Genomic DNA, 16,163 nt, shown 5'->3' on the forward strand with positions numbered 1-16,163 from the left:
ACGAGGAGGGCTGCCATGTCCTTCATGGACAAGATCAAGGGCATGCTCAAAGGCCACGAAGACATGGCCGACAAGGGCATCGACAAGGGCGGCGACTACGTCGACCAGCGCACCGGCAACAAGTACAAGTCGCAGGTCGACACCGCCCAGGACAAGCTGCGGGACGAGCTGGGCACCAGGCCGCAGGACCCGAACCGGCCTCCGCAGCAGTAGCAGCGGGGGCGGCCCCTGCCGCCGTACGGCCCCTGGCTAGAATCGCGGGGTTTGTCCCCGCCCGGCAGGCCCCGTACGGAGTTCCCCCCGATGCACAGCCCCCATGATCCGTACGTCCGCGTCCGCGGCGCCCGCGAGCACAACCTCAAGGGCGTCGACGTGGACATCCCCCGGGACGTCCTGGCCGTGTTCACCGGCGTGTCCGGCTCGGGGAAGTCGTCCCTGGCCTTCGGCACCGTGTACGCGGAGGCGCAGCGGCGCTACTTCGAGTCGGTCGCGCCGTACGCGCGCAGGCTGATCCACCAGGTCGGGGCGCCGAAGGTCGGTGAGATCACCGGTCTGCCGCCCGCGGTCTCCCTGCAGCAGCGCCGTTCGTCCCCGACCTCGCGCTCCTCGGTGGGCACGGTCACCAACCTCTCCAACTCCCTGCGCATGCTGTTCTCACGCGCCGGTGACTACCCTCCCGGCGCCGAGCGGCTCGACTCGGACGCGTTCTCCCCCAATACGGCGGCCGGCGCCTGCCCGGAGTGCCACGGCCTCGGCCAGGTGCACCGCACCACCGAGGAACTGCTGGTCCCCGACCCCTCGCTGTCGGTCCGCGAGGGCGCGATCGCCGCCTGGCCGGGTGCCTGGCAGGGCAAGAACCTGCGCGACATCCTCGACACGCTCGGGTACGACGTGGACCGGCCCTGGCGCGAACTGCCCGCCGAGCAGCGGGAATGGATCCTGTTCACGGACGAGCAGCCGGTCGTCACCGTCCATCCGGTCCGGGACGCCGACCGGATCCAACGGCCCTACCAGGGCACGTACATGAGCGCGCACCGGTATGTGATGAAGACGTTCTCCGACACCAAGTCCGCCACGCTGCGGGCGAAGGCGGAGCGCTTCCTGACCGGCGCGCCCTGCCCGGTGTGCGGCGGCAGCAGGCTCCGGCCCGAGGCGCTGGCGGTGACCTTCGGCGGCCGGACCATCGCCGAACTGGCCGCGCTGCCGCTGACCGACCTGGCCCCGGTGCTGCACGGCGGCTCGGAGACCGCACGTGTCCTCACCGAGGACCTCAGGTCCCGGATCGCGCCGGTCGTGGAGCTGGGCCTCGGCTATCTCAGCCTGGACCGGGCCGCCCCCACCCTGTCGGCGGGCGAGCTGCAACGGCTGCGGCTGGCCACCCAGTTGCGCTCGGGGCTGTTCGGTGTGGTGTACGTGCTGGACGAGCCGTCGGCGGGACTGCACCCCGCGGACACCGAGGCCCTGCTCACGGTGCTGGACCGGCTGAAGGCGGCCGGCAACTCGGTGTTCGTGGTGGAACACCACCTGGAGGTGGTGCGCGGCGCCGACTGGCTGGTGGACGTGGGTCCCGGCGCGGGCGAGCACGGCGGGCGGGTGCTGTACAGCGGCCCGGTCGCCGAACTGGCCTCGGTCGCGGAGTCGGCCACGGCCCGCCATCTCTTCGACGAGGCGCCGGGCCCGGCACGCGAGGTGCGCGAGCCGCGGGGCTGGCTGACGGTGGGCCCCGTGACGCGGCACAACCTGCGCGCGGTGACGGCCCGGTTCCCGCTCGGCACGTTCACCGCCGTCACCGGGGTCTCCGGTTCCGGGAAGTCCACGCTCATCGGCGAGCTGACCGAGGACCTGGACGGGGTGGGCCGTCTGGTCCGGGTGGACCAGAGGCCGATCGGGCGCACTCCGCGCTCCAACCTGGCCACCTACACGGGCCTGTTCGACGTCGTACGGAAGGTGTTCTCCGCCACCGAGGTGGCACAGGAGCGCGGTTACGGGGTCGGGCGTTTCTCCTTCAACGTGGCGGGAGGTCGCTGCGAGACCTGCCAGGGCGAGGGGTTCGTCAGCGTCGAGCTGCTGTTCCTGCCGAGCACCTACGCGCCGTGCCCGGAGTGCGGCGGCGCCCGCTACAACCCCGAGACGCTCCAGGTGACGTACCGGGGACGGAACATCGCCGGGGTCCTGGACCTCACCGTCGAGGAGGCCGCCGGGTTCTTCGCCGACACCCCGGCCGTGGCCCGCAGCCTGGGCACGCTCGTGGACGTGGGGCTCGGCTATCTGCGCCTGGGCCAGCCCGCGACCGAGCTGTCCGGAGGTGAGGCCCAGCGCATCAAGCTGGCGAGCGAGCTGCAGCGCGGCCGCCGCGCCCACACCCTCTACCTGCTGGACGAGCCGACGACCGGGCTGCACCCGGCCGACGTCGAGGTGCTGATGGACCGGCTGCACGGGCTCGTCGAGGCCGGTCACACGGTCGTCGTGGTCGAGCACGACATGACGGTGGTCGCCGAGGCGGACTGGGTGATCGACCTGGGCCCAGGCGGCGGCGACCGGGGCGGCCGCATCGTCGCGGCCGGGCCCCCGCAGCGGGTGGCACGGGCGGAGAGCAGCACGACGGCGCCCTATCTGGCGCGGGTCATGCCCTGACGTTCCTCGGGTGTGCTTCGGGATTCGCGGGATGCCGGCCGTACGCACCCGGGCAACACGCCCTGGGGGACAAGCCGTTGTCAGTGGCTCTCTCTAACCTGATGATCGACCAGTTGTGAATCGGGGAGGGACGCATGGTGGTCGACGGCGGCCGGATCGCTGCTCGCGGGTTTCAGTACCAGTACTTGCGCACCGTGGAGGCGCTGCTGGCCGGGCTCGGCCAAGGCCCCGTCGCCGCGTGCCGCGTAGAGGGACCCGCGGATCCGGCCACGGTCGCCCATGCGGATTGCGTCGACTTCGACCTGGTCGACCGGGACGGCAACTCGTTGATGGCGGTGCAGGTCAAGAGCGCGGGCCCGACGCGTACGGTGCGGGCCCGAGAGGCCGTGGCGGTGCTGGTGCACCTCGTCACCGGATTCGACGCCCGCGAATACCGGTTGATCACGTCGGCCTCACCCGACGAGAAGTGCCTGCGGCTTGCGCAGATACTGCGGCGGCACGGCTGCGACATCCCCGTTCTGCAGAGAGAGATCGAGACGCTGCTGGAGCGGTCCCCGGCCGCCTGGGGGCTGTGCAGGGCACTGTCGGCACAGCAGTGGGAGCGGTTGGGCCGGGCACGTGTCGAGTTCGATCCGCGCAGTGAGGCGCAGCTGCGTGAGGAACTCAACGATGTGCTGCGAAGTCGGCGGGGGCAAGGCGGTCTTGGCCTGTCCAGCAGGTCCGGCGGCTTCGTACTGGGGTACCTCGTGGCCGAGGTCATGCGCCGAGCGGCCGATCCCGGCCTGGCCCACTGGCCGGTGGACGACTTCCGGCGGTTGCTGCTGACGGAGGACGAGGAGCTGTTCGCCGCCGTGGGGCGACAGGACTTCGGTTTGCTGTACGGGCCGGTGCCAAGGGTTCCCGAGGTGGCGCGGCCGGACCTGCTCGGCCGGGTCGAGGCACTGGTCACCCCGTCCGCCGAGGACTCCGGCAGCGTGCCGGTGTGTGTGATCACCGGCCTGTCGGGACTGGGCAAGTCGAGCCTGGCCGCTGCGTACGTCGCAGAGCATGCCTTTCGATATGACGCCGTCTTCTGGGTCGAGGCGGAGACGGAGGAGGCACTGATCTCGTCGTTCGCCCGGGTGCTGGGCCATCTGACCGGGGCGGGCGAGCCGGTGGAGGTCACGGACCCGCGACTGCTGCGTGAGCGGGTGCATGCTCAGCTCCAGTCGCTGCCCGGGCCATGGCTGATGGTGCTCGACGACGCGACGGCCAGGACCGCCCGGGCCTGGGTGCCCCGCCGGGGACGCGGTGCGGTCGTCGTGACATCACTGGGCGGCAACTGGCGTGAGGCCCGCGGCCTTGTCGAGCTGGGCGCCATGCGCGGCGATCAGGCGGTGGAGCTGACGCGGTTGCGCCTGGGGCTGTCGGACAGCGAGGCGGCGCAACATGCCGAGACGGTGGAGCACTTGACGCAGACGCTGGAGTGCTGGCCGCTGGCCATCGAAGTGGCCTGTGGCTATCTCGTCAGCTGCCGTGTCGGAGTGGAGCGGCTGGGCGCCTATGCCGACACGCTGCTGCGCAGGGCCGCCGACGACGAGGAAGCGGTTCCGCCGGGCTATCCCCGCACCCTGGCCGCCGCCGTCGCACTCAGTGTGGAACGACTGGTGGACAGCGCCCGCACCAGGGATCTCGCGGAACCCACACTGGCCGCTCTGGCGGCTCTGTGCCGGCTGGCTCCGCGTCGTGCACCCGTTCACCTGGCTCTGGCGTGCGCACTCGTCGGCACCGATCAGCTGCCGCCGTCTCCGGGCCGGCTGGTGTTCGACGAGGCCGAGCATCCGGTCCGGGAGGTGTTCCGTGAGCTGACCAACGTCTCTCTGGTGCGCCACGACGAACCGCTGCCCGCCCGCCACGAGCCCTTTGCGGGCAGCGAGGACACCGTCTCGATGAACGCGGTGCTGCAGGAGGTCCTCGCCCGGCACCTTCAGCTCTCACGAACGGCGTCCCGGGCCCTCCCGCAGGCGGCCGGTCATACCGACAGATGGCTCCTCGGCGCGATCGAGGCCGGCCATGCAGAACGCGCGTGGGAACTTTCCCAGCACGCCACCGCCCTGGTCGGACACATCGAGGACGCCGGCATCGCGGACCTCCGCACCTGCCTGCTCATGGGGAATCTCGCGGCGTTCCACCTCGCACACGGCCGGTACGAGACGGCCGAACGGCTGCTGGCACAGGAACGGGTACGGCTCGCCCAGGCAGGGGATCCCGATCCTGGTGTGACCGCCCAGGTCGAATACCTGCTGGCCCATGTCGTACAGCTGCGCCAGCCCGCCGACGCGGGCGACCGCATGGCCGACCACGTGGGCAGGGTGCTGACGTACCTGCTCACCCTGCCCACGCCGCCGGCGCCGGACGCGATCGATCTGGCCACCGGTACGAGGCTCGTGGTGCAGACCCAGTTGCGCATGGCCCACCACGCGGGACTCGCCGACCTCCTGGAGGCGCTCGCACCGGTGACGGATGCCGCAGCGGACACGGTGAAGTCCCAGGCCGCGCGCGACCTCATGAACATTTCGGACCTGCTGAGCGAGGGCGACGGCGAGCGCGCCGAACACGCCGCGACCGCGGCGCTTGCCACCACCAGCCCCTGGACGGTGTCCGCCGCCGAATTGAAACGCCTGCTCGTCGAGGCGTACGTCCGGCAGGACAAGTGGCAGGAGGCCAACGCCGCACTGTCCGACTTCCTGCCCTACGCCGGACCTCGTACGCTGCACGGGTTCTCCGTGCACCGCCTCGTGCACAACGCCGGCTGCGCCGCCGCATGGCAGTGGGTGACCACGGGTGACCGACAGGCGGTCGAGTTCCTCGGCCGGCTGCTGGAGGAGACGGGCATCGACGAGAGCCCGGCGCTGGAAACGGCGACGGACCACGCGCGATTCCTGCTGCTTCAGGTGGTCCACGGCATGTGGCTGGCGTGCAGCTCGGACCGGGCGGGCTCCGCTCCGCTGCATCTGATGCGGCAGCTGACGGACAAGACGTTCACCGATCCCTACGACCCGGCCGACGTGTGGGAGCGCATCTACCAGGGGCTCCTGCCACGCCTGTCGATCATGTTCGGAGAGGCCGCGCACCGCAGCCACCAGGCTCAGAGCGAAGCCGTCATCACCACCGCCGGCGAGCAACTCCTCGCGGACCCCGTGATCCGCGACGCGTACGAAGCGGCCCGGTGCCGCGGGCACCTGGTCGTGTCCTCCGACCCTGCCTACTCCGCTCTGGCGGGAACCTCCAACGTCGAGGTGATGCTCCCGGAGCTGCGCCGCATCGTCCCCGGTCCCCGCGCCCTGGCGTTCCTCGAACCGGACACCATGCTGGGTGCCACCTCCACCGCGTCCGGCAAGACGACCGAGCTGCAGATCCATCGCGCGTGCGGCAAGGGTTTCCGGCGCCTGTTCGGAGAACACTCCAGCGTTCCCTCGGCCACGCACATCTCCCTGACGCTGACCGGCCAGGAACTCGTTCTGGAGCACGAGGACGGTACGGTTCTGGCCCGCGCCGGCGTGCGCGCGTCCGGCCAGTGGCTCAAGGCCGCGCGTACCCGGCAGACCGTCATCGTCTACTACGGCTTCGGCTTCGACCTGCACGACGGCGCCGCACACCACCGGCTGGTCTCGTCACCCGCTCTCCTCGCCGAGCGGCTGGCCGACGTCGGCGGGAAGGGTCTCCTCGCTGCGGCACTCGTGTCCGTACGCGTGCAGCCGGACACCGCCTCGGAAGGCCGGCACAGCCCGCCCACGACCGCACGCACACAGCCCAAGAAGACGAACAGGCGTTCACGAAGTCAGCGGCGGCGGTGACTCCCCTCTGCGCCGGCCCGTGACCGACCCGGCCACGGCCACGGCGTGGACCTGCTCACGCCGCATGTGGAGAAGGACCGGTGACGGAGACCAGCGCCGTGTGTGTCCAGCTCGGTTCGTCCGTGGTCGGCTGGGCGGCACGGGCGAGGGCCCGGCGGTCGGGATGGGCACCGGGCGGTATCACCGGGCGTATGTCCACCTCGGCCACCAGATTGCGCGCGCGGGCAACCCGCCACAGGGAGGCGAGCAGGGTGTCCTCGCCGACGAACGCGGCCGCGGTGCTCGCGGCCCCTTTGCCCTCCTGCCGGTAGCGCAGCCGGACCGGCTGCACCGGCACACCCGCGTCCAGCGCGGCCTGGAAGACGGCCCGGTGGAAGCGGCCGTGCGCCCGCCCGCACCAGGTGCTGCCCTCGGGAAAGGCGACCACGGCCGCGCCCTCGGCCATGGCGGCGGCGATCCGGGCGACCGTGCCGGGCAGGGCGCGCAGCCGGTCGCGCTCGATGAACAGTGCCCCGCCGCGTGCGGCCAGCGCCCCCGCCACGGGCCACTGCCGGACCTCGGTCTTGGCGAGCATCCGGGCAGGGCGTACGGCGGCCAGCAACGGGATGTCCAGCCACGAGACGTGATTGGCGACCAGCAGCAGCCCGCCGTCGGGTGCGGGGGTGCCGGTGAAGCGCACCCGGACCCCCATGGCCCGCACGATCGTCCGGCACCACCGCCTGACCCACTCGGCGGGGATCCTCCCGCCGAGTGGGGACAGCATGATCCCGGCCAGCACCAGGGCTGCGACCGTGGTGATCCGCAGCACGGCCCGGGGTACGGCCGCGGCGGGCGCGGCCGGCTCCACACAGGCGCCCGGAGTGCAGGGCGCGCTGGGCAGCCAGACGCTCATCAGGCCGGCACGAGGGAGAGGAAGTGCTTCAGATAGCGCGGGTTGACCCGGCGCATCGAGAGCAGCACGTACAGGTCGGCGACCCCGAAGTCCGGGTCGTGCGCGGGCTCACCGCACACCCAGGCGCCGAGCCGCAGGTAGCCGCGCAGCAGGGCCGGAAGCTCGGTGCGGGTGGGCGCGGGATGAGGTGTGTGCCCGGCAGGAACGTCGGTGTTCGGGACCCACGGCAGCAGGGGCCGTACCCGGTACTCCTCGGGCGCCAGGTGCTTGGCGCGCACCCGCTCCCAGGTGCCGGTGGCCAGCGTGCCGCCGTCGGCCAGCGGCACGGAGCAGCAGCCCGCCAGCCACTCGTGGCCCCGGTCGACCATGTAGCGGGCTATCCCGGCCCAGATCAGGCCGATGACCGCGCCGTCGCGGTGGTCGGGGTGCACACAGGAACGGCCGACCTCGACCAGCCCGGGCCGGATCCCGTCGAGCCGGGCGAGGTCGAACTCGCCCTCGGAGTACAGCCGGCCGGCGACGGCGGCCCGCTCGGGCGGCAGCAGCCGGTAGGTGCCGACGACCTGCCCGGTCACGGTGTCGTTCACCAGCAGGTGGTCGCAGTACGCGTCGAAGGGGTCGACGTCGAGGCCCGGCTGCGGGGTGGCCAGCAGAGCGCCCATCTCCCCCGCGAAGACGTCGTGCCGCAGCCGCTGCGCGGCACGGACGTCGGCCTCGTCGCGGGCGAGGGTGACGGTGTAGCGGGTGGGTGCCTCGGGCTGCGGAGGACGGTCGAGCGTGGTGACGCCGGTCATGGCTCTCTCCATGGTCACGGGCCGGGGTCGGCGGATACGGCAGACCGTCGGTCCGGGCTGCCTGTCCTGTTCTTCCGACGCCGGTTGGCCTGCACGTGACCGAGGACCGGAGAGTGGGTGTGGGCTTGTTGAACGGCGTGGGTGGGGGTGTCGCAGGAAAACCAGACGGGGCCGGAAGGAGCACCGCTCCCGGCCCCGCCCGTCCGCCACTCTTCGGCGAACGTTCACTGAAGCGCCCCGCCGGGGCGCGGGGCTGCATCGACAGCGGCTCCGCCGCGCGGGCGCGACCAGCCACAACGCCCCCGCACCCCGGTGGCGGCGCTACCTCTTGCCCACCTTCCGGTTGGCCCGCAGCCACTCCTTGTTCATGCTCGTGATGGACACCAGCGGGATCCCCTTGGGACACGCAGTCGCACACTCACCCGTCAGCGTGCACCCGCCGAACCCCTCCGCGTCCATCTGCGCCACCATGTCCAGCACCCGCGTCTCCCGCTCGGGCGCCCCCTGGGGCAGCACATTGAGGTGGTTGACCTTGGCGGAGGTGAACAGCATCGCCGCGCCGTTCGGACACGCGGCCACGCACGCCCCGCAGCCGATGCACTCCGCGTGCTCGAACGCGAAGTCGGCATCCGGCTTCGGCACGGGCGTGGAGTGCGCCTCCGGCGCGGACCCCGTCGGCGCGGTGATGTATCCCCCGGCCTGGATGATCCGGTCGAACGCGGACCGGTCGACCACCAGATCCCTGATCACCGGGAACGCGGCCGCCCGCCACGGCTCGATGTCGATGGTGTCGCCGTCCTCGAAGGACCGCATGTGCAGCTGGCAGGTGGTGGTCCGTTCGGGGCCGTGCGCCTCGCCGTTGATGACGAGGGAACACGCCCCGCAGATCCCCTCGCGGCAGTCGTGGTCGAACGCGACGGGCTCCTCCCCGGCGAGGATGAGCTGCTCGTTGAGAACGTCCAGCATCTCCAGGAAGGACATGTCGGACGAGATGCCGTCCACCTCGTACGTGGACATCGCGCCGTCGGCGTCGGCGTTCTTCTGACGCCAGACGCGCAGGGTGAGCTTCATGCGTAGCTCCGCTGGGTGGGGTGGACGTACTCGAAGACCAGGTCTTCCTTGTGCAGGGTGGGCGCCTCGCCGGTGCCCGTGAACTCCCAGGCCGCGGCGTAGGAGAATTCTTCGTCCTTGCGGGCCGCCTCGCCGTCCGGCGTCTGGGACTCCTCGCGGAAGTGGCCGCCGCAGGACTCGGCGCGGTGCAGCGCGTCGAGGCACATCAGCTCGGCGAGCTCCAGATAGTCGACGATGCGGTTGGCCTTCTCCAGCGACTGGTTGAACTCCTCGCCGGTGCCGGGCACCTTGATGCGCCGCCAGAACTCCTCGCGGATCTGCGGGATGCGCTCCAGCGCCTTGCGCAGGCCCGAGTCGGTGCGGGCCATGCCGCAGAACTCCCACATGAGTTCACCGAGTTCACGGTGGAAGGAGTCGGGGGTGCGGTCGCCGTCGACCGCGAGGAGCAGGTTGAGACGGTCCTCGGTCTCGGCCAGCGCCTCCTGGACGACGGGGTGTTCGTCGGTCACCGCGTCCTGGTGCGGGTTGCGCGCCAGGTAGTCGTTGATGGTGGCCGGCAGCACGAAGTAGCCGTCGGCCAGGCCCTGCATCAGCGCGGACGCGCCGAGCCGGTTGGCACCGTGGTCGGAGAAGTTGGCCTCGCCGATCGCGAACAGGCCGGGGACGGTGGTCTGCAGGTCGTAGTCGACCCACAGGCCGCCCATCGTGTAGTGCACGGCCGGGTAGATCCGCATCGGCACCTCGTACGGATCCTCGTCGGTGATCCGCTGGTACATGTCGAAGAGGTTGCCGTACTTCGCCTCGACGGCTGCCCGGCCCATGCGCCGGATCGCGTCGGCGAAGTCCAGGTAGACGCCCTGTCCGCCGGGGCCGACCCCCCGCCCCTCGTCGCAGACGTTCTTCGCGGCACGGGAGGCGATGTCCCGCGGGACCAGATTGCCGAAGGAGGGGTAGATGCGCTCCAGGTAGTAGTCGCGCTCGTCCTCGGGGATCCGGTGCGGCGGCCGGGTGTCGCCCTTGGCCTTCGGCACCCAGATCCGGCCGTCGTTGCGCAGCGACTCGCTCATCAGCGTCAGCTTGGACTGGTGGTCGCCGGTGCGCGGGATGCAGGTCGGATGGATCTGGGTGAAGCAGGGGTTGGCGAAGTGGGCACCGCGCCGGTGCGCCCGCCAGACGGCGGTCGCGTTGGAGTTCATGGCGTTCGTGGACAGGTAGAAGACGTTGCCGTAGCCGCCGGAGGCCAGCACCACCGCGTCCGCGAAGTGCGTGGAGATCTTCCCGGTGACGAGATCGCGCGCGACGATGCCGCGGGCCCGCCCGTCGACGACGATCAGGTCGAGCATCTCGGTACGCGGATGCATCTCCACGTTCCCTGCGGCGATCTGCCGGGAGAGTGCCTGATAGGCGCCGAGGAGCAGCTGCTGGCCCGTCTGGCCGCGGGCGTAGAAGGTGCGGGAGACCTGGACGCCGCCGAAGGAACGGGTGTCGAGCAGCCCGCCGTACTCACGGGCGAAGGGCACGCCCTGGGCCACGCACTGGTCGATGATCTCGACCGAGATCTGGGCGAGGCGGTGCACGTTGGACTCGCGGGCGCGGAAGTCGCCGCCCTTGACGGTGTCGTAGAAGAGACGGTGGACGGAGTCGCCGTCGTTGCGGTAGTTCTTCGCCGCGTTGATGCCGCCCTGTGCGGCGATGGAGTGGGCCCGGCGCGGGGAGTCCTGGTAGCAGAACTGGACGACGTGGTAGCCCTGTTCTGCGAGGGTGGCGCCCGCGGCGCCGCCGGCCAGACCCGTGCCCACCACGATGATCGTGTGCTTGCGCCGGTTGGCGGGGTTGACCAGCTTGGCCTCGAAGCGGCGCTTGTCCCAGCGCTCGTGGACGGGGCCGGAGGGGGCCTTGGTGTCGACGACCGGCTCACCGGTCGTGTAGTGGGTGTAGGTCATGGTCAGCTCACCACTCCGGTCATGACGCCCACGGGTACGGCGACGAAGCCGGCCGTGAGCAGCAGTGCGAGGACGTTGGCGATGGTCTTCAGGGCGCGGTCGCGGGTGCGGCTGCCGACGCCGAGGGTCTGGGCGGCGCTCCAGAAGCCGTGCCGGACGTGCAGGCCGAGCGCGAGCATCGCGACGATGTAGATGACGTCGCCGTACCAGGTGGAGAAGGTGTCGACCACGTTCTGGTACGGGTGGCCCTCCTGGAAGCCGCCGGAGTGCACGGTGCCGGTGGTCAGGTCGAGGATGTGCCAGACGATGAACAGGCCGAGGATGATCCCGCCCCAGCGCATGGTCCGGGTCGCATAGCTGGCCCGCGGCTTCCTGTGCACGTACTTGCTCGGGCGCGCTTTGATGTCACGGCGGCTGAGCTGGTAGGCGGACGTGGCGTGGGCGACCACGGCGACGACCAGGACGATCCGGATGAGCCAGAGCGTCCACTCGTAGTGCATGAACGGTTCGCCGATGGTGCGCAGCCAGTGGGCGTAGTGGTTGAACTCGCCCGCCCCGAAGTAGATCTTCAGGTTCCCGATCATGTGCACGACCAGGTACAGCAGCATGATCAGACCGCTGACGGCCATGACCGTCTTCTTGCCGACGGTGCTGTCCCACATCGTGCGCGCCATGGACGGCCGTCGGTCCGTCCGCGTTGCCAGAGCCATGGAACAGAACGCTAGGGCCGAACGGCCTGATCGGTCCAAGAGATGGTCCAGCTCGTTTCCATAGGCTGAGGCTATTCTGGCTGGATGCAGTTCCAGCAGCTCCAGTACTTCGTGGCCGTCGCCGAGACCCGGCACTTCACCCGGGCCGCCGAGGTGGTCCATGTCGCCCAGCCCTCGCTCTCCCAGCAGATCAAGGCGCTGGAACGGGAGCTGGGCGCCGATCTGTTCCTGCGCGCCCGGGGCAACATCACGCTCACCGACGCGGGCGAGGCCCTGCTGCCACTGGCCCGGCGGATCCTGGCCGACGCGGACACGGCCCGGCACGAGGTGCAGGAACTGGTGCAGCTGCGGCGGGGGCGGGTGCGGCTGGGGGCGACGCCGAGCCTGTGCACGGGCCTGCTGCCCGACGTCCTGCGGGCCTTCCACGACCGCTACCCCGGAATCCGGCTGCTGATCGAGGAGGGCGGCTCGCACGACCTCGTGCGGGGGCTGGCGCGCGGCGCCCTGGACCTCGCGCTGGTCGTGCTGCCGCTGCCGACGCCCGCACCCGCGCTGACGACGGTGGAGCTGCTGCGGGAGGATCTCGTGGTGGTGTCCTCACCCGAGGTGCCGGCACCCGGCCGGGGCAGCCGGGCCGTGCGCATCGCGGACCTGGAGGGCGAGCGTCTGGTGATGTTCCGGCACGGCTACGACCTCAGGGAGCTGACCGTCGCCGCGTGTCGCTCCGCGGGGTTCGAGCCGGAGTTCGCCGTGGAGGGGGGCGAGATGGACGCGGTGCTGGGTTTTGCGCGGGCGGGGCTCGGTGTCGCCGTGGTGCCGCGCATGGTGGCGACCCGGGCCGGGCGGGGGCTGCGGGTCACTCCGCTGGCACGGCCGGGGCTGCACCGGACCATTGCGCTCGCTCACCGCAGCGATGTGGCTCCGCCTCGGGCCGCTCGGGAGTTGCAGCGGATGCTGCTCGAGCGGTGAGGAGGCTTCATTCCCGGTTGCGTCTGCCGGGAGCGCGCCATGGGGGGGTGCGGGTCGCTCGTGGTTGCTCGCGCCCGCGCGGCGGAGCCGCATATCGACACAGCCCCGCACCCCTGTGTGGCGGGGCTGCGCCCCCACACCCCCGCTGCTCACCCCACCGCGTCCACCAGGGCCAGATCGTGCAGCCTCTCCGGTGGGCCCGGCCTCGCGTAGTACCAGCCCTGGGCCGTGTCGCAGCCCAGTATGCGGAGCTGTTCGGCCTGGGCGCCCGTCTCCACGCCCTCGACGGTCACCGCGAGGTTGAGGCTGTGGGCCAGGGAGACGATGCCCTCGACGATCTTCAGGTCGACGGGATCGGCCGGGAACTGCTGCATGCCCTGGGTGAACGAGCGGTCCAGTTTGAGGATGCTCACCGGGAGGCGGCGCAGGTTGGCGAGGTTGGAGTAGCCGGTGCCGAAGTCGTCCAGGGCGATGTCGACGCCCATCTCGGCGAGCCGGCGCAGGGGCTTGAGCAGATCGTCGTCGGCGCCGATCAGCGCCGACTCGGTGACTTCCAGGCAGAGGGCGTCCGGGGTGACGCCCGAGCGTTCCAGGATGTCCACCGTGTCCTGGACCAGGCCGGGATGGCTGAGCTGGCAGGGCGACAGGTTGACGTTGATGCGCAGGGGCCCTGCGGTCGTCTCCACGCCATAGCGTTCTCGCCATTCGCGGGCCTGGCGGATGGACTCCTCCAGGACCCAGCGGCCGAGCGGGACGATCAGGCCCGTGTGCTCGGCGAGCGGGATGAAGCGGTCGGGACCCAGGACGCCGTGCTGCGGGTGCAGCCAGCGCACGAGCGCCTCGGCACCGCGGACGCTGCCGTCACCGAGATGCACCAGGGGCTGGTACTCGATGAAGAACTCGCCGCGCTCCAGGGCCGTCGGCAGGGCGGTGGTGAGGCCGTGCCGGGTGATCGCGCGGGCGTCGGCCTCGGGGTCGGCCAGTTCCGAGCGGTTGCCGCCCGCCGACTTCGCCCGGTACATGGTGATGTCGGCGCTGCGGAGGATCTCCGCGGCGGTGCGTTCGCCCGCCGGGCCCTCCACGATGCCGAGGCTGCCGCGCACCAGCAGGTCCCGGCCGTCGATGCTGACCGGGGTGATGAGCGCGCTCATGATGCGTTCGGCCAGTTCGTCGACCTTGCGCTCGGTGCCGGGCCCCGTGGTCAGGGCCACGAACTCGTCACCGCCGAGCCGGGCGACCATCTCGCCGGGCGCGGTCGCGCAGGACTGGAGCCGGTCGGCGACCTCCACGAGCAGCCGGTCACCGGCCGCGTGGCCGAGGCTGTCGTTGACGGTCTTGAAGCCGTCCAGGTCGAGGTAGCACAGGCCGAAGCGCTGTCCCTCGCCCGCGTTGAGCACCTTCTCCAGGCGCTCGAAGAACAGCGTGCGGTTGGGCAGTCCGGTGAGTGCGTCGTGCGTGGCCTCGTAGCGCAGCCGGAGGTGGAGCAGGCGCCGCTCGGTGGTGTCCTCCATCAGCGCGAGCTGGTACTGCGGGCTGCCGTCGGCGTCACGCAGCAGGGAGACCGTCAGGTTGGTCCACAGGACCGTGCCGTCGGGCCGGTTGAAGGCCTTCTCCACGTGGTAGTGCTCGCGCTCGCCCCGCACCAGCTCGTCGTAGAGCTTCCAGGTATGGGGAGCGTCCTCGGGGTGGGTCCAGTCGAACACCCGGCGGCCGCGCACGGTCTGCTCGGAGAGCCCGAACATGCGCAGCAGCGCACCGTTGACCTGGAGGACGTTGCCGTCCAGATCGGCGATACCGATGCCTATGGCCGCGCCCTCGAAGACGGCGCGGAACCGCGCCTCGCTGGCGTGCAGCGCCTGTGCCACGACGCCCTGGGCCTGCAACGCGGCCTGGGCGATGGCCTCCTGCTCGGCAAGGGTGCGCTCGCGCAGCGCCTGCGCGTACCCGGCGGCCATCGCGTGCTGCAACCGCGAGGAACGCATGCGCAGTTCGTCCTGGGGGCCGTCCTCGCCGCAGTAGAGCACCAGATAGGCGTCGACGCAGTCCAGGGTGCGGGTGAGCGCCTCGGGATCGGTGCAGTGCGCCCCGACCAGGGCGGCACCGACCGCCTTCGCCTCCTCGGCGTCGAAGCTGCGGGCCCGCAGCAGGACGCTCAACCGGCGTGCGAGCGGCAGGAGTTCCTCCTCGAACTCCGCCCGGGTGCGCGACGTGGAGGTGACCGGGAAGAGCGACCGGCTCCAGATCGTCGTCAGACGGCGCAGTCTGCCCTCCGGCCCGTCCGGCTCCGCGCTCACGCCGTACGCCCCACGCCGGCGAATCCGGAGAAGGCATAGGGATCCTCGTCCTCCGGCGCCGACTCCGGCCGCCAGTGGGGCATCTGCACCAGTCCGGGTTCCACCATGTCGTACCCCTCGAAGAACCGCGCGATCTCGTCACGCGAGCGCATGATCAGCGGGTTGCGAATGTCCCTGTATACGTCCACCGCGCCCTCGGCCCGCTCCGGTGCCAACGGGATTCCCTCGTACGAGGCATGGGTCAGGATCAGCAGGCTGCCGGGCGCGAGCGCCTCGCGCAGCTCCGCCACGGCACCGTAGGGGTCGTCCGCGTCTTCCACGAAGTGCAGTATGGCAACGAGCAGGAGGGCCACTGGCCGATTCAGGTCGATCAGACGCTCCCGCACGGGGTCGGAGAGGATCTCCTGGGGCTTGCGCAGATCGGCGGCGATCACGTCGGCGTCGTCGTGGCCCTGCAGTACCGCCTGGCTGTGCGCAACGGCCACCGGGTCGTGGTCGACGTAGAGGACCCGGGCGCCCGGTACGGCGGCCTGCGCCACCTCGTGGACGTTGCCGAACGTCGGGATGCCGGAGCCGATGTCGAGGAACTGGGTGATGCCCTCCTGGGCGGCGAAGCGCACGGCCCGGCGCATGAACGCCCGGTTGGCCTGCATGATCTTCGGCAGACCCGGCATGAACTCCATCGCCTTGCGGGCCGCCTCCCGGTCGACCTCGAAGTTGTGCGATCCGCCCAGGTAGTAGTCGTAGATCCGCGAGACGCTCGGCACCGAGATGTCGATGCTCCGTGGGGCCCAGGCGGGACGCTCCATGTATCTCTCCAAGGCGTAGGCGACACGGACAGGCGATCCGGTGTTCGAGCTGAGGCTACTGATCGCCCGCCAAAGGAGCGACCCGAACCGGAAATTGACCATCCGTTCCCGGTCACTGCCTGCGGCAAGTGCCCGTTCGACCCCGCTGCGTGACGGCCGGCCCGCGGGGCCGCGGCCCCGTGACACAAACGGTCCGCCCCCTCCGTGCGGT

At 71.0% G+C, this 16,163-nt stretch carries 11 protein-coding genes; 4 read left to right on the forward strand and 7 right to left on the reverse strand.

Annotated elements, in window-relative coordinates:
- Positions 1 to 15 precede the first annotated feature (15 nt).
- From AB0H32_RS23795 to AB0H32_RS23805, 3 genes are all read left to right on the forward strand, one after another.
- Positions 16 to 213, forward strand: a complete 198-nt coding sequence (locus AB0H32_RS23795; RefSeq protein WP_361124038.1) for an antitoxin — start codon at positions 16 to 18, stop codon at positions 211 to 213.
- Positions 214 to 303: 90 nt separating this feature from the next.
- Positions 304 to 2,634, forward strand: a complete 2,331-nt coding sequence (locus tag AB0H32_RS23800; RefSeq protein WP_361124040.1) for an excinuclease ABC subunit UvrA — start codon at positions 304 to 306, stop codon at positions 2,632 to 2,634.
- Between the two features lie 134 nt (positions 2,635 to 2,768).
- Complete coding sequence (locus tag AB0H32_RS23805) at positions 2,769 to 6,470, forward strand: hypothetical protein (protein ID WP_361124041.1); 3,702 nt, start codon at positions 2,769 to 2,771, stop codon at positions 6,468 to 6,470.
- Between the two features lie 55 nt (positions 6,471 to 6,525).
- Here AB0H32_RS23805 and AB0H32_RS23810 read toward each other — a convergent pair whose 3' ends face one another.
- The 5 genes from AB0H32_RS23810 to AB0H32_RS23830 form a co-directional block, all read right to left on the reverse strand.
- On the reverse strand, positions 6,526 to 7,362 hold the full coding sequence (locus AB0H32_RS23810) for a lysophospholipid acyltransferase family protein (protein WP_361124043.1): 837 nt from the start codon (positions 7,360 to 7,362) through the stop codon (positions 6,526 to 6,528).
- Complete coding sequence (locus AB0H32_RS23815; protein ID WP_361124045.1) at positions 7,362 to 8,156, reverse strand: GNAT family N-acyltransferase; 795 nt, start codon at positions 8,154 to 8,156, stop codon at positions 7,362 to 7,364. The genes AB0H32_RS23810 and AB0H32_RS23815 overlap by 1 nt, the downstream gene beginning before the upstream one ends.
- Before the next feature lie 321 nt (positions 8,157 to 8,477).
- The gene (locus AB0H32_RS23820; RefSeq protein WP_361124047.1) at positions 8,478 to 9,227 is read right to left on the reverse strand and encodes a succinate dehydrogenase/fumarate reductase iron-sulfur subunit; all 750 of its coding nucleotides are present in this window, start codon (positions 9,225 to 9,227) and stop codon (positions 8,478 to 8,480) included.
- On the reverse strand, positions 9,224 to 11,170 hold the full coding sequence (locus AB0H32_RS23825; RefSeq protein ID WP_361124049.1) for a fumarate reductase/succinate dehydrogenase flavoprotein subunit: 1,947 nt from the start codon (positions 11,168 to 11,170) through the stop codon (positions 9,224 to 9,226). Before AB0H32_RS23825 ends, AB0H32_RS23820 begins: the two co-directional genes overlap by 4 nt.
- A 2-nt stretch (positions 11,171 to 11,172) precedes the next feature.
- Complete coding sequence (locus tag AB0H32_RS23830; RefSeq protein WP_361124059.1) at positions 11,173 to 11,844, reverse strand: succinate dehydrogenase; 672 nt, start codon at positions 11,842 to 11,844, stop codon at positions 11,173 to 11,175.
- A gap of 120 nt (positions 11,845 to 11,964) precedes the next feature.
- Here AB0H32_RS23830 and AB0H32_RS23835 point away from each other — a divergent pair, with 120 nt between their 5' ends.
- A complete protein-coding gene (locus tag AB0H32_RS23835) occupies positions 11,965 to 12,849 on the forward strand; it encodes a LysR substrate-binding domain-containing protein (protein ID WP_361124051.1) in 885 nt (294 codons plus the stop codon).
- Positions 12,850 to 12,998: 149 nt separating this feature from the next.
- Here the strand turns inward: AB0H32_RS23835 and AB0H32_RS23840 are convergent, their stop codons facing one another.
- Positions 12,999 to 15,143, reverse strand: coding sequence for an EAL domain-containing protein (locus tag AB0H32_RS23840; protein ID WP_361124053.1), 2,145 nt, complete (start codon positions 15,141 to 15,143; stop codon positions 12,999 to 13,001).
- Complete coding sequence (locus AB0H32_RS23845) at positions 15,140 to 15,952, reverse strand: SAM-dependent methyltransferase (protein WP_361124055.1); 813 nt, start codon at positions 15,950 to 15,952, stop codon at positions 15,140 to 15,142. The genes AB0H32_RS23840 and AB0H32_RS23845 overlap by 4 nt, the downstream gene beginning before the upstream one ends.
- Positions 15,953 to 16,163: the final 211 nt, after the last annotated feature.

Origin of the sequence: Streptomyces sp. NPDC020362 (genome assembly GCF_040642095.1) — a bacterium.
Taxonomy (GTDB): Bacteria; Actinomycetota; Actinomycetes; order Streptomycetales; family Streptomycetaceae; genus Streptomyces.